Source organism: Bacteroidota bacterium (genome assembly GCA_030706565.1).
Lineage (GTDB): Bacteria > Bacteroidota > Bacteroidia > Bacteroidales > JAUZOH01 > JAUZOH01.
This window is the reverse complement of sequence record JAUZOH010000019.1, coordinates 1-21,507: the sequence shown is the minus strand read 5'-3', so window position 1 is coordinate 21,507 and position 21,507 is coordinate 1. Positions and strand designations below refer to the sequence as shown.

The following is a 21,507-nucleotide window of genomic DNA, read 5'->3' as shown; positions in this document are numbered from 1 at the left end:
TAATCAGGCTTCTTTTTCTTTAATCAGGGATGAACCCGGATGGTTAAGAATTTTATTTAATCTGGAACGGTCATAAACCGAATTTTCAAAAGTCGGTGCAAATGCCAAAGCATGTTGCGGGCATGTTTTAATACACAAACCGCAGAACGTACACATTCCATGATGATAGATATGCTTGTCTATAACCTTCTTCTTTTTGCCATCCACCTCAATAGTTTTTGAAATCACTTCTATTGAACCGTTTGGACAATTCATAGCACAAATACCACAACCCGTACAGTGATGTTCATTATTTTCATTGTGAACCATGATCACCTCACCTTTAAAACGGTCGAACATTTTCAATGTGTTCCGGTTATTGGGATATTGCTCAGTAATGATTTCACCCGGATGAACAAAATAATGACCTGTTACCGACATCCCTTTTACCAGGGATATCACCCCTTTAAATAAATCAACAAAATATTTTTTTATACTGTTCATATTTCGAATATCCTTTTAATTCAATTAAAAATGCCAGCCTTTCAATACCACCAAAGCCATAATCAAAATATTTACCAGATTAATGGGCAATAAGTATTTCCATTCAAGAGTAAGGAGCTGGTCGATACGCAAACGGGGAAATGTCCATTTAAACCACATGATAATGAACATAATAACCGATGTTTTACCAAAGAACCAAATCACAGGAGGAATAAAATCCATAATGTGGTTAAAACCTGCCAGGCATCCTATGTGTAAAGGCATCCATCCTCCCCAGAACACGGTGGCAGCAATGGCGGAAACGATAAACATGTTGATGTATTCAGCCAGATAAAAGAAGGCGAACATGATACCGGAATATTCAGTGTGATAACCGGCTGTAAGTTCCGATTCTGCCTCAGCCAAATCAAAAGGGCCACGGTTGGTTTCAGCCGTACTGGCAACCAAGAAGATCAGAAAAGCTATAACAGCAGGAATATGTCCTTTAAAAATGAACCAGCCGTCAGCCTGTCCCTGGACAATCCCGGAAAACTGAAGCGTCCCTGCCAGAATTACAACAGTCAGCAACGACATCCCTACGGAAAGTTCGTAACTTACAATCTGGGCACCGCTCCGGATAGCACCGATCAATGAATATTTGTTGTTACTTGACCAGCCGGCCAACAAAACGCCGATGACACTTAATGAAGAAACAGCAATAATATAAATCACACCGATATCAAAATCAATGGCCTGTAAACCTTTGCCAAAAGGAATTGTACCTATTGCCAGAAATGTAGTGATGATTACAAAAAACGGAGCCACGTAATACAGAAATTTATCAGCCCTTCTCGGAATAATAATTTCTTTCATCATCAACTTAACAAAATCGGCGATGGTCTGAAATATTCCATAAGGTCCAACTCTGTTTGGCCCAAGCCTGTTCTGCATAAATGCACAAACTTTTCTTTCGGCCCAAACCAGGAAAAGCCCAAGCAAAGCATAAAAAATCAGGAAGATCAGGCCTATAAGTACCATTTCAAAGAAATCAGTCAAGCCTGCATTGAAATGCTGCAACAGCCATTCATGAATAGAATGGGTTATTGTGGAAAAATCGTATATGTTCAATAGCATCATAATGAAAAATACCTCGTTTATATAATAAATTAGCGGTCTATATCCGGAATAACAAGATCAATAGATGACATGATAGCCATCAGGTCAGCAATTTTATTTCCCTTAGCAATATGATTCAAAACTGAAAGATTGGATAAATTCGGTGAACGGAATTTAACCCGGTAAGGATATTTATTGCCATCACTGATGATATAAACCCCGAATTCACCTCTTGCAGCTTCAACAGTTTGGAAATATTCGCCTTCCGGAAGTTTAATCACCGGCTTCATCTTGGCGGTAAAATCACCTTCAGGGATATTATCAATAAGCTGTTCAATGATGGAAAGCGACTCCCACATTTCCTGAATTCTGGCATTATAACGGTGAAAGGTATCGCCTTCTTGATAAATAACCTCGTTGAAGTTAACCTTGTCGTAAGCACTATAAGGATGACGTTTACGTACATCGCAGGCGAAGCCCGATGCACGGCCTGTTGGCCCGGTCACTCCGAAATTAATGGCATCTTCTTTTGATAATAAACCCAGACCTTTGGTACGTTCCTGGAAAATAACATTTCCAGTAAGCAAAGTATCATATTCCTTAAGTTTCGGTTTAAAATACTTAACGAAATCTGAAGTACGCTTCTGGAAATTAGGATTTACATCATACATAAAACCACCGGGCGTATTGTAACTCTGGATCATACGGCCTCCGGTAGATTCCTCGAAAATATCCATGATCTTTTCACGGTCACGCATACAATAAAGGAATGGAGTGGTAGCGCCCATATCATTACCCATACATCCGAACATGACCTGATGCGAAGCAATACGGGTAAGCTCATCCATGATGGTACGGATATATTTTACTCTTTCCGGAACTTCAACTCCTAAAGCATTTTCAACACAGAGGCAAACGGCTTCATTATTCATGTGAGCAGAAAGGTAATCCATCCTGTCTGTCAAATGGATAATCTGCTGGTAAGTATCTTTCTCGCACATTTTTTCAATGCCACGGTGAATATAACCGCAATAAGGCAGGATACTCTTTACCGTTTCCCCCTTAAGCGAAACCAGCAACCGCAATACGCCATGAGTAGAAGGATGCTGAGGCCCCATATTAACAAAATATTCTTCCTCTACCTCAGGAACAGCTTTTTTTATTTCTTCTGACATATTATAAATAGTTCACTTGTTCTATTGAATGAATTGTTTAATTTTTGCTGAATAAGTCCCTTAGGTTCTGTCAACCATGTGGATATCTTCAACATAATCCTTCAGCAAAGGATGGCCGTTCCAGGTATCATCAAGGAAAATACGGCGCAAATCAGGATGATTATTAAAATGTACCCCGATCAGGTCATAAACTTCACGTTCATGATATTCAGCAGTCCTCCAGATATCGCAAACGGTATCCACGGCCGGATTATTCCTGTCAAGATTCACCTTCAAAACCATCACATGCTTGTGCTTAATTGACTCAAGGTGATACACCACGCTGATGTGATCTGACCAGTCAACTCCACTCAGGCAAACCAGAAAATCGAAAGCCAGTTCTTCCTTATCTTTCAACTGCAAAGCAAATTCATGCAATTTTTCGGCGGGAACAACGGCTTCAAGAAACTGTTTTCCTTCAGATACAACAGCTTCAGGGACCAATGCTAAAATTTCTTCTTTTAACTGACTGTTTTCCATAAATTTGAATAAGTCAAAATAAACAAATAATTTATTCCCCTCTAAGAGAGGAATTTATATAATTGCGTTCAATACTAAATAAAACCTTTAAGTTCTTCCCTCGGGTGAGAAATAGATTCTGCCTTAATCTTTCTTTGAAGAGTGAGTAACCCGTGAAATAAGGCCTCCGGGCGGGGAGGACAGCCGGGAACGTACACGTCAACAGGAATTACATTATCAACACCTTTGACCACCGAATAGGAATTATAAAAAAATGGTCCGCCGGAAATTGCGCAGCCGCCCATAGCAATTACATATTTGGGTTCAGCCATCTGGTCGTACAAACGTTTCAGAACCGGAGCCATTTTCCGGACAATAGTACCGGAAACAATGATCAGGTCAGCCTGACGGGCTGAAGCACGGAACACCTCAGCGCCAAAACGGGCAATATCATAACGGGGGCCGCTGGCAGCCATCATTTCGAAAGCACAACAACTTGTTGCGAAAGTCAAAGGCCATAAGGAATTTGCCCTTCCCCAATCCAGAACAGCATCAACACTTGTAACGATAACATTTCCAGCAGATTGTTCCTGAACTTCTTCTGCTAATCTATCAAACGGAACCAGTACTTTTTCTTTAGTCTTTATAGCCATTTCAAAGCCCCTTTCTTCCATGCGTACAACAAACCTAAACCTAATATCAAAAAGAAAATAACAATTTCAACAAATGCAACCGCACCGACTTGTTTCATGACAACAGCCCATGGAAACAAAAACACTGTTTCTACATCGAAGACCAAAAACAATATGGCATAAAGGTAGTAACCAATATTAAATTGCAACCATGCAACACCCTGCGTAGGAATTCCACATTCATAAGGATCATTCTTTACAGGATTTGTAGAAGTTGGAGGCACAAAACTGGAAAAAAGTATAGCTACTCCCACCAGAAAAGCTCCGACTAAAAAGAATAAAATTATTGCTTCACTACTCATAACGTGCTTATTACTAGGATGATATTTAAAAACAATCTTTTATTTAATAGGGCACAAAGTAAATAAGATTTTTTGACATTCTCTACATTTTCAAAAAAAATCCCCACCCCCCTTTGTGAAATATAAACAAAATCAATCCTCAATATGCCGCTTATATTTTTGATTTAAAATGTGAAAGATGTTAAAATAAAAAGAAAAGAAATTATATATTTTGAAGGTTAAAAGAATTAAAAACATCATAAAAAATCAATAAAAAAACCCCGGGATTTATACTGCCAGGGGTTCTAAAATTCATAAAAAAAAAGGAAAACAACTTATCAGGTTATCAGTCCCTTTTACTTTCACGTTTGGCCTTTTTGGCTGCTCTTTTTTCTTTGAGGGATTTTTCAGGCTCTTTCTTATTCTGCTTTTCCTTCAAAGGAGTTTTGTCTTTTGCCATAATGTTAAGTTTTTATTTAGTTTTTTAATTTTAGGAAAGATAGTAAAAAATCAAATTAAAAATTCAAAATAACTTATTTTGAAATTTGTTTTTTGAGTGGCAACAGCTGCTTCGCAATTTTCTGAAGTATGAACGCCTGACACCTTCCAGGTATTATCTTTACGCTTGGCACCAGGAATAATTACCTGCTGAATGCCGTCCATCTTCCTGAAAGAAATTTCAAAATCAAGGGGTGAAAGATAAAACCCCTCTCCTTTCCCTTTCATGACAGCTTCTTTCCGGGTCCAAAGTTTGAAAAAATATTGTTTTCTCAGCTCTTCGGGAAGTTCCATAAGCTGATGGTATTCCCGTGCCGTAAAATTTGTCCGGGCTACCTGGTCAAGTTTATCCAACTCTTTGACCCTTTCAATATCAACGCCTATTTCAGTTCCCCGGCAGATAGCCAGAATGAAATGACCGGACGAAAAAGACAGGTTAAAATTCAAATCCGGGGATGAAGGAGAAATAAGCAATACCGGCTTTTTATGATCGTTATATTTAAATTTAATCTCCTCCGGATCAAGGTATTTGCCCAGGATTTTTCTTAAAAGTGTATGCCTTGCCAGATAATAATACCTGTCGATATCGAACTTGAACGATTCTGCCCTGAGCTTTTCTTCTTCACAAAAAATATTCATATCCATCAGGTCATTGAACCTATCGTCAATAAATGCCTGCCAGATATGAATATCTTCAGTTAAAAGCTTAATTTTTTCCATTGCCAAAACAGTCTCTGATCAGCTAGTAAAGCCTAAATCCTGACTGACGGCGACCCCTCCCATTTTGTGTTTGCAGGGAATGATTCACCCTTCATCAGAAGTGAAAGTCCTTTCAGGCAGGATTTGTCGCCCATCTCGGTATCATAAAGTACCACCGACATTGCACCAATAGTACAATCCGTTCCAATCTTCACCTTGGACATTTTCATTACCCTGTCCTCAAAAAGATGGGTTTGAACGGTAGTACCAAAATTCAACACCGTATTATCCTTTATCTCAACCAGATCAAACTCGGTAATTTCGGTTGTTTCCATGTAGACGTTCCTGCCAATCTTCGACCCCATCAACCTAAAGAACCATGGAGCAAAAGGTGTGCCCAGGGTCATGTTTTCGAACATGGGATAAACCAGGCATTCGTTAATGGAATTAATGAATTCATTGCGCCATACGAATGTACTCCACAAGGGCTTATTATTTTTCCTATACCTGCCAACCAATCCCCATTTAAAGAATAAGCCAAAAAACATACTTGAAAAACTCAACAGGAAAAAGATAAACGTAGATGATGTCAGAAGCATCAACGGGCCTTCCTCCTCTCTCAGGTAATAAACTGCAACATAAAACAGGGTAATCAGACAGGAAGCTATGGCATAAGGCATGGCAATCTTAAAAATTTCAATGGAGCCTCTCAGCAAATACATATACCAGGGCGGATTGAATGTAAGTTTAGACGAAAAACTCGGGCTTTCCTGACGCTTGGGCAGGAAAATAGGAGGTGAACCCAGCCAGGTAGTATTTCTATGATTCTGTTTCAGAGATGAATTCTGCGGAGCAGTAGAGAGAACTCCGATCAGACATTCGTCATCAACGGATACTCCCGGTGCAAGTACTGCTGAATTTCCGATAAAAGTACGGGAACCAATAGAGGTAGTCCTCAGATACATGACGCCCCTATAAACTATTGGAGAACCAATAGACACCGAATCAGCCAGAAAACTCTCACGCCCGACTTCCAATAAATCGGTAGTAATCTGATTTACAGTTGACACTTCTGCTTTTTTACCAACCTTAGACCCCATGGTTCTTAACCACATCGGAGCATATAAGGTAGCATAAACCGAGCGGAAAAACTGCAAGGTCATACCAACCAGACTATCAATAAACCATTTCCGTATATATTTTATGCTGTGAAGCGGAATATCAGAAGGTTTCTGCCTCCCAACAACAATCCATTTAAAAAATGATACCGAAAAATAAAACAATACTATATAACATGCAGATAACGGAATACTTACAAGGAGAACTGTTTGCAGGTCATAGAGTTTATCGATAAAATAATAAGCAATAGCAATTGGTAAAGCGACAACTACAGGAAACAATAATACAGCAAATAATGCAATTGTCCTGAGGGCAGCTAAAACGAAACGTTTAAAACCTCCGATATTCGACAACAAAGCATTTTCTGGTTTTGTATAAAAAGGTTCATCCTGAGTCCGCTTGGCCGGTGAACCTTTCCACACCTCACCGGCAGGAATTGTTTCGTTAACAGGCAACATGGACAATTCGAGCAATAAAGAACCGTCTCCTATGGACGAATTTTCGCTCATCATAGACCGGGCTCCAAGCATACAACGCTTGCCAATACTGATTTTCCCAAGCCTGAGCAAGCCATTTTCAACGGAATACCCTAAAATATTGGCTTCCTTCAGAATACTGGAATCATCGTCAATAGAGACCAAATCAAACACCCGGATACGGTCGCTCCCCAGATAAACATTTCTGCCTACCTTCGTTCCCATTAGACGGAAGTAAAAATTCAGAAACGGAGTACCCGACATCAGGTTAATCGGAACCATATCAACAAATTTCTTGACCAGCCAGAACCTGAAGTAATAAAATCCCCACAACGGATAAGTACCTTCTTTAAACCTCCCGACCACAGTCCATTTTACAACAACCGACAATAATGTCCATACGGCATACATCATCAGATAGCCGCCAAGTGAACTTACAATTAAAGCAGTATAAGTTATTCTTGGGAAAAGTTCTTTGATATCAACCGGGATGAGAAGGGTAAAAGCCCCTATTCCAAAGAAAACCAGGATAGTCAACACCTGCAAAGAAACAACGCTCAGGTAAGTAACTTTAGATACCTTATCAGGAACAGGAACATCTTCAATCCTCTTATCGCTTTCCTTTTTATTACTCAGTTCATGCTCAACATAAGCGGTCAGTTTGGCTATGGTCGGATAATTATATATATCTTTAACAGAAAGTCGCTCCAGCTGTGGATCCTTTCGTAATTCCGAAATCATCTGGGAAGCCAGCAAAGAATGTCCACCCAAATCAAAGAAATTGTCATCCAGGTTTACCTGGTTGGGCGCAAAAATCTTTTGCCAGACTTTCAAAATCCTGTTTTCAGTTTTGGTTTCATCACCGGTAACAGAAGCAGGAATATCTTCCACCACAATTTTAGGTTCAGGCAGATTTTTCCGGTCCACTTTCCCGCTGGGCAGCATGGGCAGAACGTCCAATACCTCAAAAAACGAAGGGATCATGTAAGGAGCAAGTTTAGCCCTCAGTGCCTTTTTGGCATCAAGAGGATCAAATTTTTCTCCTTCTTTTTTGACCACATAAGCCACCAGAAGTTCGACATCATTATAGCCTTTCTTCACGGCCACCGCAGCATTTTTAATATGGCCATTCTTCAACAGTTGAGCTTCTATTTCGGATAATTCGATACGGAAACCTCTGAGTTTGACCTGCGAATCAATCCTCCCCAGGAATTCAATCTGCCCCGACTCATTGTATCTGGCCAAATCGCCAGATTTATACAACCTTTTGGGAAAGTTTGAATTAACCGGGAAAGGAGGGGTAATAAATTTTTGGGCTGTCAATTCAGGTTGATTAATGTAGCCTTCAGCCAGGCTTAACCCACCAATATGCAATTCCCCGGCAACGCCAACCGGCACTTTCTGCATTTTTGAATCGAGGATATAAGTGCAATAATTGGAAACAGACTTACCAATGGTTACTTTTTGGTTCCTTTTGCAATCAGCAAAGGTGGCGATAACCGTACTTTCAGTTGGCCCGTATGTGTTTACCATCCTGCGCCCCGGTTTTGCCCATTTCTGTACCAGCGTATCCTGGCAGGTCTCACCACCCAGAATAAGCAAACGGACAGAAGGGATATCCTCAGTTATCATTGACAACAGGGTTGGAACAGTGGAGAGAACCGTTACATTATTCTCATTAAGAATAGTTGACAACTGGGAAACAGACTGCATAATTTCTTCTGTTCCAACAAAAAGGGAAGCGCCGGAATTAAAAGCCAGCCATATTTCTTCGATGGAAGCATCAAATGAAATCGAAAAGCCCTGAAAAACACGGTCAGAAGGGCTTAGGCGGAAAGCCTTACCCTCTGCTTTCACCAGGTTGCAGGCACTGGAATGAGGGATTTTTACTCCTTTCGGAACCCCCGTAGTACCTGAAGTATAAATAGTATATGCAATATCTGAAGGTTGTGCGCTATTTTCAGAAACCGGCAAATTAGCAGAAAGATTATTTTCTATCTGTCTCTTATCCTTGTCCAACAATACCTTTGTACAAGAGCAGGAAGCATCCCTTTCATTAAAATCAGAGGTAGTTACCAAAATCCTGGCTTTCGAATCATCAAGGATAAACTCCAGCCGTCCGGCAGGTACCGTAGGATCGAAAGGAAGATAAGTAGCCCCGGCTTTCATGATCGCAAGCATGGCAACATACATCTCAAAAGAGCGATAAAGCAATATTCCACAAAAATCACCTCGCTTCACACCCAGACTTTGCAGGTACCAGGCCAGTTTATTTGCCTGTTCATTAAGCTGTTCGTAGGACAAAACGGTTTCGCCACAAATAACAGCCAAATTATCAGGATAATGCTGAACAGTTTTTTCAAATATGTGATGCAAACAATAATTCCCGTTGAGGGTATCATCATATTGCCCCCTACTCCAGCTATCTATAATATCATTTTCCTCATCCCCAATAAAATTCAAGTCATAAATATTTCTTTCAGGAGAAGTAAATATTTGGTTGATTAAGTTTTGCAGATGCCCGGCACTCCTGTTTACTATATATCGATAATAGGAATCCGCAGTGCTTAAAAAAGTAATGTCAATTGATTCCCCAATATTTAGAGTACATGCTAATTCTTCATAATTTGTCTGACGTTTAATTAAGGAATACTTCAGACTTGCAAGTTCTTCATGTACATCCAGGTAATAATTATTTAAGGAATTCTGCAATATAAATTCCTTATAAGTATCCTTATATAATTCGACAAATGAAAGCGGCATATTTTCTATCGCTTTGAAATCGAAAATCGCCTTTTTATTTTCAAATTGAACCTTAAGTGAAAAAGCTTCGGGTTCATAATGATATTTGCTGCATAAAATTCTTAATGCCGTAAGAAAAAATATTTTTTCATCAAATTTATGATGAATGCAAAATAATTTTAGTTCAAGAACCTTTTCAGGTCTTAAACAGGCAGAAGATCTATTTTTACTGATGTATTCAACAGACATTGTTTCTCTGACTGACGGTCTCATAATTCCTTCCCTCAATTGTTCCTTATCACTCATGAAATTTTATTCCTTAGACTATATTTTTTAAAGATAGTTTATAGTTAAAAACGTTAAATTTTAAAAAAATCAGGGCGGAAAAATAAGCAATATTCCCCAGTTTCTGATTGCTATTCTTAAAATAAATACAACATTAGAATCTGAAAAACAAATTCTAATATCAGTATTAAACTTTTCAGGTTATTTGAAGTCTAAAAAAAGTTAAGCAGGTAATGATTTTGCTCCACCTTTCTAACTGCATAATTTCAGAGTCTATTGTTTTTCTCTTTTGCTGGGGATGTATAGTTCTGAATGTAAAAAATTTAGTATTCACTTTTTATTAAGGACAACTGTGTATAGAAAAATTTTACAAACAATATGGTTCCTTTCGTTAGCAGGAATCAGTTTACAGGCAGCAGCTCAGAATTATAAGATTACAGGGAAAATTTTAGACGCACAAAGGAAAAAACCATTAATTGGTGTTAGTATCATTTTGACTGACACATTAGATTCAAGTCAAAGATATTTTACCATCTCCGACAATGCAGGAAATTTTGCGATCAGCAAACTGAAAAAAAGAGATTATAAAATCAGGACTACTTATCTGGGTTACGAAAAGTTTGAAAAAAAAATAAAAATTGCCAATCCGGATGAAAGTATAGGGGATCTTTTAATGACCCCGACCAGTCATGTCCTCCAACAGGTAGTTGTTGTGGGGCAAGTGCCGGCTTCAGTTCTAAAAGGTGATACCACCGAATTGAATGCAGCAGCATTTGTAACAAATCCGGATGCCACGGCAGAAGATTTACTGGCCAAAATGCCCACCATTACCTCGACGAATGGTACAGTGAAAGCGCAGGGCGAAACAGTAAAACGTGTTTATGTTGATGGAAAACCCTTCTTTGGAAATGATCCGACCCTGGCATTGAAAAACCTGCCTGCCGACATCATTGACAAGGTGCAGATCTATGATAAATTAAGTGATCAGGCACAACTCACCGGTTTTGACGATGGCAACACCTCTAAGACCATTAATATCGTAACTAAGAGAGATAGAAGGAAAGGGAAATTTGGTAAAATAACAGGAGGTTACAATGATAATGGACGTTATATGGTTGGGGGCAATCTGAACCTTTTTAATGGAGACCAGAGAGTATCTATCATTGGTTTAAGCAATAACATCAACAGACAAAACTTTTCCAGCCAGGATTTACTCGGCGCTTTAGGGGGAAGCGGAGGAATTACCAAAACCAATTCCATTGGGTTAAATTATAATGATATGTGGGGCACAAAGCTGAAAGTAAACGGAAGCTATTTCTATAACAGCAGCATGAATAAAAGCTCACAGATAACCCGTGGACATTATTTGTATTCGTCCAACCCCGACTCAAATCAATATTATAATAATACGAATACGTCCGAGAATAATAATTTTAATCACAGAATCAATTTCAGGTTTGAATATACACCCGACACCATCAACTCCCTTTATATTACTCCTGAATTAAGTTTTCAGTCCAATCATTCCAACAGGAATAATTCCACAGCCAATTTCATGGGTGAAACCAGTCCCCTGAATAGTTCGATAAACAACAACAACTCGAACGCCACCGGTTATAGCCTCTCAAATGAAATAACCTTCAGGCATAAATTTTCAAAGAGGGGACGTACTATTTCGGTCGGCTTAAATACTTCAGCCAACCGGCAAGACCCCAAGAATCTTTTAAAGGCCCAAACCGTTTATTATGAAGACTCCATTGGAATCGAGCAGGACACTATATATAAGACGAAAACCATTAATACGAATCAGCATTCGGAAGCTTTAAATAAAGGTTATTCCATATCTTCCAATCTGGTTTATACTGAACCTATTGGAAAAATAAGCTTATTGCAATTTTCTTACAATTATGGATATTCAAACAATAAGGCCGATAAGGAAACCTATGATTTTAGCAATATCACGAACCAATACGATTCATTAAACCTGAGACTATCAAACATATACAACAATCATTATATTACAAATTCAACAGGCCTGGGGTATAGGATAAGTTTACCCAAAATGAATGCCATGTTCAATCTCAGGTATCAAAGAGCCGATTTGGATGGAGCAAGGGACTTACCACTGCCGGTGGACACAGTCAGGAAAACATTCGACAACTTTCTGCCTTCACTCATGTTCAGATTCAAATTTTCACAAAACACAAACCTGCGGCTCTTCTATCGTACATCAACAAATGCGCCATCAATCGGGCAATTACAGGACGTAATTAACAATACCAATCCCCTGAACCTCAGTACGGGTAATCCCAATTTGAAACCAGAATACAACCAGACATTTTTATCCCGTTTTTCATATTCTAATCCGGACAAGTCGACAAGTATTTTTATCTTTTTATCGGGTTCCTATACAAACAACAACATAAGCAATAGAACTTTCTTTGCTACTAAAGATACCATACTCTCAAGAGGTATTTTGCTGGCAAAGGGGGCCAAATTAACCCAACCCGTTAATCTGTCACATAGCTGGAATGTCAATACGACCCTAAACTATGGGTTTCCTGTACATTTTCTTTCCAGTAACCTGAATCTTAATACCGACTTTAATTATTCTTCTACCCCGGGTAATCTCAATGACAAAATAAATGTTTCAAATTCCTATTCCTTTTCACAGGGTGTGGTACTTAGCAGCAACATCAATCCCAATGTCGATTTTACCCTTTCATATCATGGAAATTACAACATTGTAAAAAACACCCTGCAGCCCAACCTTAACAACAATTACTTTAGTCACAATGCAGATTTCAAATTTCATCTGATCATGTGGTATAATTTTGTTCTGGAAAGCGATTTATCCAACGAGTTGTATAAAGGACTTGCAAACAGTACCTTCAACAAAGATTATTTCCTTTGGAACATGGCCTTTGGGAAAAAACTCTTCAAAAGACAGCAAGGGGAAATCAGCCTGAGTGTCTTTGATTTGTTAAATCAGAATACCAGTATCAGCCGCAGAGTAACAGAAACTTACATTGAAGATAGCCAGACTGCAGTGCTGAAACGTTACTTTATGCTCTCCTTTACCTATAAACTGAATGCCTTTGGCCAACATCCACGTCAGGATGGCCGTGGGAACAGAGGCGATGGAATGTACAGAAGAGGAATGGATGGCAGAGGAATGGGTGGCGGTAGAGGAATGGGTGGCAGAGGAGGCAGGGAATCATTTTAATTCTGTTTAATTGCCAAAAAACTAATATCTTTTGCATTTAATATTAGTGTCCGAGAAAAACATAAAGATTCCCCGCTATGCCCGGAATAACAAAAAGTTAGTAAGTGTTTCGGTTTGTAAGGGTTGGTATGCAGCATGGCTGCAAGCCAACCCTTACAAGAATATACAAACCTGATCAATGAAAACGAAGGGTCTTTAATTTTGACGGGACAATAAGGGTGTAATATAAAAAACATTAATTTTAAGAAACTTAATTAATATTTATAAATACAAATTGTGTTCAGGAAAATCTTACATATAATATGTTATATTGCCCTAGCAGGAATTAATTTACATATAGAAGCCCAGAGTTATAAAATCACGGGAAAAATTTCCGACCTGCAGAAAAAAGAACCCCTCACAGGGGTCAGCGTAGTTTTAACCGATATCCGGGATTCAAGTCGCCGATATGTTACCATTACGGATAATATTGGAAATTTTTCAATTGATGCATTGAAAAATAAGAATTATAAAATAAGGACAACATATCTGGGTTATCAGAAGCTGGAAAAAGAAATAGAAATTAAAAATCCGGTAGAAAATTTAGGCGAACTATTCATGGTGCCCACTAACCAGGTACTTCAGCAGGTAGTCATAGTAGGACAGGTACCAACTTCGGTGCAAAAAGGCGACACCACCGAAATGAATGCAGCAGCTTTTGTGACCAATCCGGATGCTACGGCAGAAGATTTGCTGACAAAAATGCCTACCATTACCTCCACGGATGGGAAGGTGAAAGCTCAGGGAGAATCTGTAAAACATATTTATATTGACGGGAAACCTTTCTTTGGCAATGATCCGACCCTGGCTTTAAAAAACCTGCCCGCCGATGCAATTGACAAGGTACAGGTATATGATGAATTAAGCGACCAGGCCAAACTGACCGGTTTTGATGATGGCAATACTTCAAAAACAATTAATATCATCACTAAAAAAGACAGAAGAAACGGGCATTTCGGTAAAGTAGCTGCAGGATACAACCAAAACAACAAATATGTGGTTGGTGGAAACCTGCATTTTTTTAATGAAATTCACAAAATATCAATTATAGGACTAAGCAATAATATCAACAGGCAGAATTTTGCAAACCAGGATTTGCTTGGTGCAATGGGCGGAGGTGGAGGAATTACCAAAACCAATTCTTTAGGGTTGAATTACAATGGTACTTGGGGAAAAATCTTACAATTAAATGGAAGCTATTTTTATAATAACAGTCAAAATCAGACCTCGCAAATTGTAAATGGCCATTATTTATACTCTTCCAATCCAGATTCCAATCAATATTTTAATTCCCAAAGTACCACAGGAAACAGAAATTTCAATCACAGATTAAATTTCAAACTTGAATATACCCCCGATACGTTCAATACCCTGATTATCACTCCTCAATTAAGTTTTCAGACCAACCATAATAATCGCAACAGCAGCACGGCAAATTTCATGGGCGAAACCAGCCCTTTGAATAGTTCTATAAATACGAATATCTCAGATGCCCAGGCTTACGACTTTTCCAACAGCACTACTTTCAGGCACAAGTTCAAAAAACAGGGCCGGACCATTTCAATAGGGATAAATAATTCGGCCCACCGTCAAGATCCTGGAAATATTTTACAGGCTCAGACCTATTATTATGATGATAGTACCAAACAACAGAAAAATATCAATCAACGTTCTACCGCTCTAAACAACGGGTATTCGGTATCTTCAAACCTCGCTTATACAGAACCCCTGGGAAAAATCAGTTTACTGGAACTTTCATACAATTATTATTATTCAAATAATAAGGCGAATAAAAAAACTTATGACTTTGATCCAAACACCAATGAAAATGATTCTTTAAACACAACCTTATCAAACATCTATGACAATCATTATATAACCCATTCATTAAGATTTGGCTATCTCTTAAATGTTTTGAAAATAAATGCCCTGGTCAGTTTCAGATACCAGCAGGCAAATTTGAATGGTGCAAGGGACCTGCCCCTGCCAAAAGATACCGTTAAAAAAACTTTTAACAACTATCTTCCATATATCATGTTCAAATATAAATTTTCGAAAAATTCCATTTTGCGCCTTACTTACAATGCTTCGACCAATGCCCCTTCCATCTCTCAATTGCAGGATGTGATCAACAACAGTAATCCTTTGCATCTTAGCACTGGGAATCCCAATTTAAAACAGGAATTTAACCAATCCTTCTCTTCCCGTTATTCTCTTTCTAATCCGGACAAATCAACCAGTTTCTTTTTTCTTTTATCCGGATCATACATACAGAATAACATCAGCAACAGGACCTATTTTGCGGATAAAGACACCATGCTAGGCCGAGGCATCCTATTAGTGAAAGGTGCAAAGCTCACTCAACCTGTAAACCTTGATCACAGCTGGAATTTTTATTCGACGCTTAATTTCGGATTCCCCCTTCACTTTATATCCAGCAATCTGAACCTGAATACGGATTTTAACTATTCATCCATACCCGGTAATCTCAATAATAAAATTAATGTTTCCAATACCTATACGTTTTCACAAGGTGTAGTACTTGGCAGCAATATCAATCCCAATGTAGATTTTACCCTTTCCTATCATGGCAGTTATAATATTGTAGAGAATTCCCTGCAACCCAAACTTAATAACAACTATTACAGTCATAGTGCCAATTTTAGATTTAACCTGATCTTTTGGAAAAACTTGGTATTGGAAAATAATTTATCAAATAATTTGTATAAAGGCCTTTCAAACAGCAATTTTAATAAAAACTATTTCCTTTGGAATTTAGGATTTGGAAAAAAGTTGTTTAACAAACAACAAGGATTAATTATGCTAAGTGTATTCGATTTACTCAATCAAAATACCAACATCAGCAGGACAGTGACCGAAACATACATCAGAGATACCCAATCGACTATCCTGAAAAGATATTTTATGCTTACCTTTACCTATAAGTTGAACAGGTATGGACAACATTCACATCATAAAACTTCAAGTAATTCGTAGAGATAAATGAGTGGAAAATCGTAACAAGCCGTAGAGACTTTCAAACAAGGGTACAATTATGCACAGTCCGTTCTTTTAGTTTTTGCTGAAGACCCGGGTATGAATAGAGATAGAAGTTTAAAACTGGCAAGCCCTTTTGGGCTGATGTTTCCTATATGCAGGAAACATGCAGTACTGTTATAGGAGTATGATGGCAATAAGCCTAAAATAGGGAAAAAGCGAAAAAAGCACGGATCCGGATAAAATATTCGTATCACAGAATTTAAAAACTGCATCAACGTTTTTCTTCAACTTCGTTATTTTTCTATTTTCTTTTTTTCTTTTTGTGCGATGCTTCAAATGCAGAGTTTTCGTCAAGCAATGACTTCCAATCGTGTTCGCTTTCTTCGGAAAAATCGACAGTAAGTTCATATTCGGCTTTGTTTATAGACATCACAGCAACAGTTTTGTCTAAAAATCCTTCAATTTCTGCGAGTAATTCTCTTTCCCCTGAACTGCAAAACGAAATAGCTGTTCCCCTATGGACTCCTCTTCCAGTACGGCCCACACGATGGACATAATTTTCGGCAACTTCGGGAAGGTCGTAATTCACTACAAACTCCACATTGGGGATATCAATTCCTCTTGAGCTTACATCGGTAGCTACTAAGACTTTATTGCTGCCTTCCTGAAAATTGATCATTATTTGCTCACGTTCATGCTCATCTTTGTCCCCGTGGATAGTTTGGCTGGCCACATCCACCCTTTGCAAAGCTTTAACAACCCGTTCGGCCCTAACCTTAGTACGGACAAAAACCAAAATTTTACTTTCAGGATGTTCTTTTATAATGCGCTCAAGAAAAAAACGTTTGTCATCCATTTCGACAAAGGCAACCGCATGATCAATATTTTTCGAAACAGGGTCATCAGGTGAAATTTGAATACGAACAGGATGACGAACCAAACCGTAAGCCAAATCTTTAACATGCTCGTTAATGGTAGCTGAAAAGAACAAGGTTTGCTTGCCTCTGGGAATATTCGCTATCAATTGTCTCATATCTTTAATAAAACCCAACTCGAGCATGTGGTCGGCTTCATCAAGTATCAATATTTCTACACGATTAAACAACAAAAAACCCTGACTTGCTAAATCAAACATTCGCCCGGGCGTAGCCACCAAAACATCAACGCCTTGCCTGAGTTGCTCAATTTGAAGATCCTGCCCCACACCTCCAAACAATCCCAAAACCTGAAGGTCCAACCCTGTCATCAATTTTTCAAATACACCAGCCACCTGGATAGACAATTCGTGAGTAGGAACCATAACAATACAACGAACAGAATAATCCTCATTTAGACTGCGCCTGGTACTCAATAACTGTATCGTGGGTATAGCATAAGCCGCGGTTTTCCCCGTGCCGGTCTGGGCAATTGCTAAAACATCTTCACCCCGTAAAATAGGAGGAATTGATTTATACTGAATGTCTGTAGGTTTCCTAAAACCCAGGCTTTGCAGATTGCGTTTTAACGCAGGAACGAAATGATAATGCTCAAACTTCATGGACGAAGTACTTAATTTTTTTTGATCAGAGAGATATACAAATCTTCAACCTTTTTCCTGGCCCAGGGAGTTTTTCGTAAAAACTTAAGGCTGGATGACAAGCTTGGATTGTTATTAAAACAGTTCACCTTTATGTTCTTGCCCAATTGTTCCCATCCATAAAAATCGACCAGGAATTGAACAATACATTCAAGCGTTTTACCATGTAATGGATCGTTGCTATGATCTCCGCTCATAACCCGATATTTAATTATCTATGAATTTCTTTGATTTTTATGCCCAATATCTGCTCCAAAGTTTTCAGGTCAGCTTGTTCGGTACGATTTATCAAACAAAGAGAAAGTCCCTTCAAGCCGGCCCTTGCAGTACGTCCACTTCTATTGGTATAATCTTCAATTTTATCCGGAAGCTGAAAATGAACCACATAAGCAAGTCCTGCAAAATCAACACCTCTGGCAGCCAGGTCAGTGGCTACTAAAATCTGAAGTTTCTTGTTTCTAAATGCACGCATCACTTTATCGCGCTCTTTTTGTAACAAGTCGCCATGTAATGCATTGGCATTGAAATTTTTAGCCACCAATTGTTTGGCAAGTGTTTGAGCGCCAGCCTTAGTCCTGCAAAAAACAATACCCCTGTTATCACCCTGAATCTTTAAAAAGTGAAATAGTATATCTGTTTTCTCATCCGGTTCGCAAACGACAAATTCATGTTCAATATTCTTGTTTACAACATCATTAAGATTAACCTGAATACGCATCGCGTCAGGCGACATATAATTGGCAATAATTGATTTAATATCATGAGGCAGAGTGGCCGAGAACAACCATGTATGGCGTTTTCCTGCGGTAAATTCAAGAATGTTATCAAGTTCCTTTTTAAACCCCATACTAAGCATCTCATCGGCCTCATCCAACACGAGAGTATGAATGTAAGAAAGATCAATTGCCTTACGATCCAACAGATCAATCAAACGACCCGGAGTAGCTACCACGATGTGGGTTGGCCTCCTTAAGGCTGCTATTTGTTCCTCTATATGGGCACCACCGTATACCGATTCGGCAAAAATTTTCTTAGGGAGGTACTTTGTAAATTTAAATAACTGTTTGGCAATTTGTTGACCCAATTCACGGGTCGGTGATAAAATTAAAGCTTGTACTTGGGCAAGGTCCGGATCTATAGCCTGCAAAATAGGCAACCCGAAAGCAGCAGTTTTGCCGGTGCCGGTTTGTGCCTGTCCAATGAAATCTGTGCCTTTTTCAATTAAAAAGGGAATGGCTTTTGCCTGTATTTCAGTCGGCTCAATAATATTAATTTCTTTTAAGGCTTCAATAAAATTGTCGGAAATACCTAAATCAGAGAAAGTTTTCAAATTTGTAGAATAAAAAATTGTTCGCAAAGGTAGCTGAAAAACAGAGGCGAAAAACATGAGTCCTTATTTATTTTTTAAAATTAATTGTGTATCAAGCATTTTCAGACTACCTTAGCAGCAAATAAAAAACGACCAAGTGACTTTCAACGAATTAAATTTAAACAAGCCTCTCTTACAAGCATTAACCGATTTAGAGTTTGAATATCCCACTCCTATCCAGGAAAAAGCCTTCTCGCCTATCATGTCAGGGCGTGATGTTGTGGGAGTTGCCCAAACCGGGACAGGAAAAACCTTTGCCTATTTATTGCCCATCCTCAGGCAATTATCATTTTCGAAACAACGCGATGCACGTGTCTTAATTCTTGTTCCTACCCGCGAACTTGTTGTACAGGTAACAGGTGAAATAGCCAAACTCTGCAAGTATTGTAGTTTCAGGGTTGGTGCTGTTTATGGAGGCACGAATATAAAAACGCAAAAACAGCTCATATACGATGGCCTGGATATTATTGTAGCTTCCCCCGGCCGTTTGCTCGACTTATATCTGAGCGGGATATTACGCTTTAAAACCATTCAAAAAATAGTCATCGACGAAGTAGATGAAATGTTGAAACTTGGTTTTCGCGCTCAAATTACCAGTATACTCGAAAAAATCACTTCCAAACATCAAAATTTAATGTTTTCAGCGACATTAACGCCAGATGTTCAAATGTTTATTGATGAATATTTCCTTAATCCATTCAAAATTGTAATTGCTCCACACGGTACCCCTTTGGAAAAAATCGTACAACAAGCCTATCAGGTACCCAATTTCAATACAAAAGTGAACCTGCTCGAATATTTATTAAAAAGCGACAATGATTTAAATAAGGTTTTGGTATTCGTCAGCACCAAAAAATTGGCCGATCGTTTGTACGAGCAAATGGTAATAAAATTTCCGGATCAAATTGGAGTAATCCACTCCAATAAAACGCAAAACTTCAGGTTCAACACTTTGAAACAATTCACCGATGGCAGTATACGCGTGCTAGTTGCCACCGACGTTATTGCCCGTGGCATGGACATTCAGGATGTTTCGCATGTCATCAATTTTGATACTCCAGAAGTTGCTGCCGATTATATTCACCGCATAGGCCGTACCGGACGTGTTGATAAAGAGGGTGTGGCCATCACCTTTGTAAACGAAATAGAGCAGGAATATCAAATGGCCATTGAACAACTGATGAATAAACCCATCACCATCCTGTCACTTCCAAAGGATGTTGCTATATCCTCGGAATATACCGAAGAAGAACAGCCTGCTAAATTGTTTGATATTGACTATTTAAAAGCAGTATCCTTCAAGCCCAAAATAAATTCAGCATTTCAAGAAAAGAAAGAAAAAAACAAAAAAGTTAACTCGGGTGGTATGAGAAGGAAACTAAAAAATGAATCAAAACATAAAAATACCAAACCGACAAAACCAAGATTCTAAAATGACGATTTGCCTTTACAATTGAAGGCAGATGTAGTTCTGCTGACGATTTGATGGATATTTCACCAAGGACAAGTACCGCCTTCCCTTATATCATGCTTGCTGCTGCATATCCGAACTTTGGGTACATGCATGGATCCATTCATCCTTTTATTCAAAATAAAAAATAGCCAAACGTTTCAAAGAAAATACGGCAAAAGCCGTGAAAGAATTTTTGCCCTCATGGGTTATTCTGCATGGACATTCAAAAGGAATTCATTAAACAATCTTTTGCTTCGGGGGTGTTGGGTTTAATCACAAAATTGTGTATTTTTAAATCATGCAATAATCAAGTATTGCATTTAAAAACTTATGATCAGAAGAAACGATTGCAAATAAATCCCCTCACATGAGCGAAAAATCACAACAAGCAGTAGAAACTTTCGGACACGGATACAACTGTGCACAGTCCGTTCTTTCAGTTTTTGCTGAAGATCTGGGTATGAACAGAAATGCAAGTTTAAAACTGGCAAGCCCTTTTGGGGCCGGCATTTCCTATATGCAGGAAACATGCGGTGCTGTTACAGGAGCACTGATGGCAATCGGACTGAAATATGGCAAAGGGGAAAATGGTACCGACCAGGACAAAATGCATACCTATAATCTTTCAAGGCAACTCATTACAGAATTTAAAGGACGGCATGGAACGTTATGCTGTCGCCAACTGCTGGATGGGTTGGATATGAGCACACCCGAAGGAATGGCCAAAATAAGGGAGCTGGATCTATTTCACTTACGCTGCACGGAATTCGTAAAAGATGCCGTGGAAATTGCAGAAAAGAT

The 21,507-nt window shown here is 38.8% G+C and carries 15 protein-coding genes; 4 read left to right on the top strand and 11 right to left on the bottom strand.

Features of this window, described 5'->3' with window-relative positions:
• Positions 1-3: 3 nt before the first annotated feature.
• The 8 genes from Q8907_02420 to Q8907_02385 all read right to left on the bottom strand — a co-directional run bounded on the left by Q8907_02420 (position 4) and on the right by Q8907_02385 (position 10,064).
• Positions 4-483 (bottom strand): 4Fe-4S binding protein, encoded by a 480-nt coding sequence (locus Q8907_02420; GenBank protein MDP4273112.1) that lies wholly within the window; start codon positions 481-483, stop codon positions 4-6.
• A 24-nt stretch (positions 484-507) separates the two neighbouring features.
• A complete protein-coding gene (gene nuoH, locus Q8907_02415; protein MDP4273111.1) occupies positions 508-1,584 on the bottom strand; it encodes an NADH-quinone oxidoreductase subunit NuoH in 1,077 nt (358 codons plus the stop codon).
• 44 nt (positions 1,585-1,628) lie between these two features.
• Entirely contained in the window at positions 1,629-2,753 is a 1,125-nt protein-coding gene (locus Q8907_02410) for an NADH-quinone oxidoreductase subunit D (protein ID MDP4273110.1), read from the bottom strand.
• Between the two features lie 60 nt (positions 2,754-2,813).
• Entirely contained in the window at positions 2,814-3,272 is a 459-nt protein-coding gene (locus Q8907_02405; protein MDP4273109.1) for an NADH-quinone oxidoreductase subunit C, read from the bottom strand.
• A gap of 74 nt (positions 3,273-3,346) precedes the next feature.
• Complete coding sequence (locus Q8907_02400; protein ID MDP4273108.1) at positions 3,347-3,904, bottom strand: NADH-quinone oxidoreductase subunit B family protein; 558 nt, start codon at positions 3,902-3,904, stop codon at positions 3,347-3,349.
• Positions 3,895-4,245, bottom strand: a complete 351-nt coding sequence (locus Q8907_02395) for an NADH-quinone oxidoreductase subunit A (GenBank protein MDP4273107.1) — start codon at positions 4,243-4,245, stop codon at positions 3,895-3,897. The genes Q8907_02400 and Q8907_02395 overlap by 10 nt, the downstream gene beginning before the upstream one ends.
• A 489-nt stretch (positions 4,246-4,734) precedes the next feature.
• Positions 4,735-5,442: a 4'-phosphopantetheinyl transferase superfamily protein gene (locus tag Q8907_02390; GenBank protein MDP4273106.1), complete on the bottom strand. Its 708-nt coding sequence runs from the start codon at positions 5,440-5,442 to the stop codon at positions 4,735-4,737.
• A 32-nt stretch (positions 5,443-5,474) separates the two neighbouring features.
• Positions 5,475-10,064 (bottom strand): amino acid adenylation domain-containing protein, encoded by a 4,590-nt coding sequence (locus Q8907_02385; GenBank protein ID MDP4273105.1) that lies wholly within the window; start codon positions 10,062-10,064, stop codon positions 5,475-5,477.
• A 331-nt stretch (positions 10,065-10,395) separates the two neighbouring features.
• On the opposite strand from Q8907_02385, the gene Q8907_02380 reads away from it, so the two are divergent.
• Both Q8907_02380 and Q8907_02375 read left to right on the top strand, forming a co-directional pair.
• A complete protein-coding gene (locus tag Q8907_02380) occupies positions 10,396-13,269 on the top strand; it encodes a TonB-dependent receptor (protein ID MDP4273104.1) in 2,874 nt (957 codons plus the stop codon).
• Positions 13,270-13,545: 276 nt separating this feature from the next.
• Positions 13,546-16,305, top strand: a complete 2,760-nt coding sequence (locus Q8907_02375; protein MDP4273103.1) for a TonB-dependent receptor — start codon at positions 13,546-13,548, stop codon at positions 16,303-16,305.
• A 304-nt stretch (positions 16,306-16,609) separates the two neighbouring features.
• Here Q8907_02375 and Q8907_02370 read toward each other — a convergent pair whose 3' ends face one another.
• From Q8907_02370 to Q8907_02360, 3 genes are read right to left on the bottom strand one after another with little or no spacing between them, the layout of a single operon-like run.
• Complete coding sequence (locus Q8907_02370; GenBank protein MDP4273102.1) at positions 16,610-17,845, bottom strand: DEAD/DEAH box helicase; 1,236 nt, start codon at positions 17,843-17,845, stop codon at positions 16,610-16,612.
• Between the two features lie 11 nt (positions 17,846-17,856).
• Positions 17,857-18,081, bottom strand: coding sequence for a VF530 family protein (locus Q8907_02365; GenBank protein MDP4273101.1), 225 nt, complete (start codon positions 18,079-18,081; stop codon positions 17,857-17,859).
• 14 nt (positions 18,082-18,095) lie between these two features.
• Complete coding sequence (locus Q8907_02360) at positions 18,096-19,214, bottom strand: DEAD/DEAH box helicase (GenBank protein MDP4273100.1); 1,119 nt, start codon at positions 19,212-19,214, stop codon at positions 18,096-18,098.
• Positions 19,215-19,350: 136 nt separating this feature from the next.
• Between Q8907_02360 and Q8907_02355 the strand changes: the two genes are divergently transcribed.
• Positions 19,351-20,685 (top strand): DEAD/DEAH box helicase, encoded by a 1,335-nt coding sequence (locus tag Q8907_02355; protein ID MDP4273099.1) that lies wholly within the window; start codon positions 19,351-19,353, stop codon positions 20,683-20,685.
• A gap of 388 nt (positions 20,686-21,073) precedes the next feature.
• Positions 21,074-21,507: C-GCAxxG-C-C family protein (locus Q8907_02350; GenBank protein ID MDP4273098.1), on the top strand; the 434-nt coding region annotated here is incomplete at its 3' end.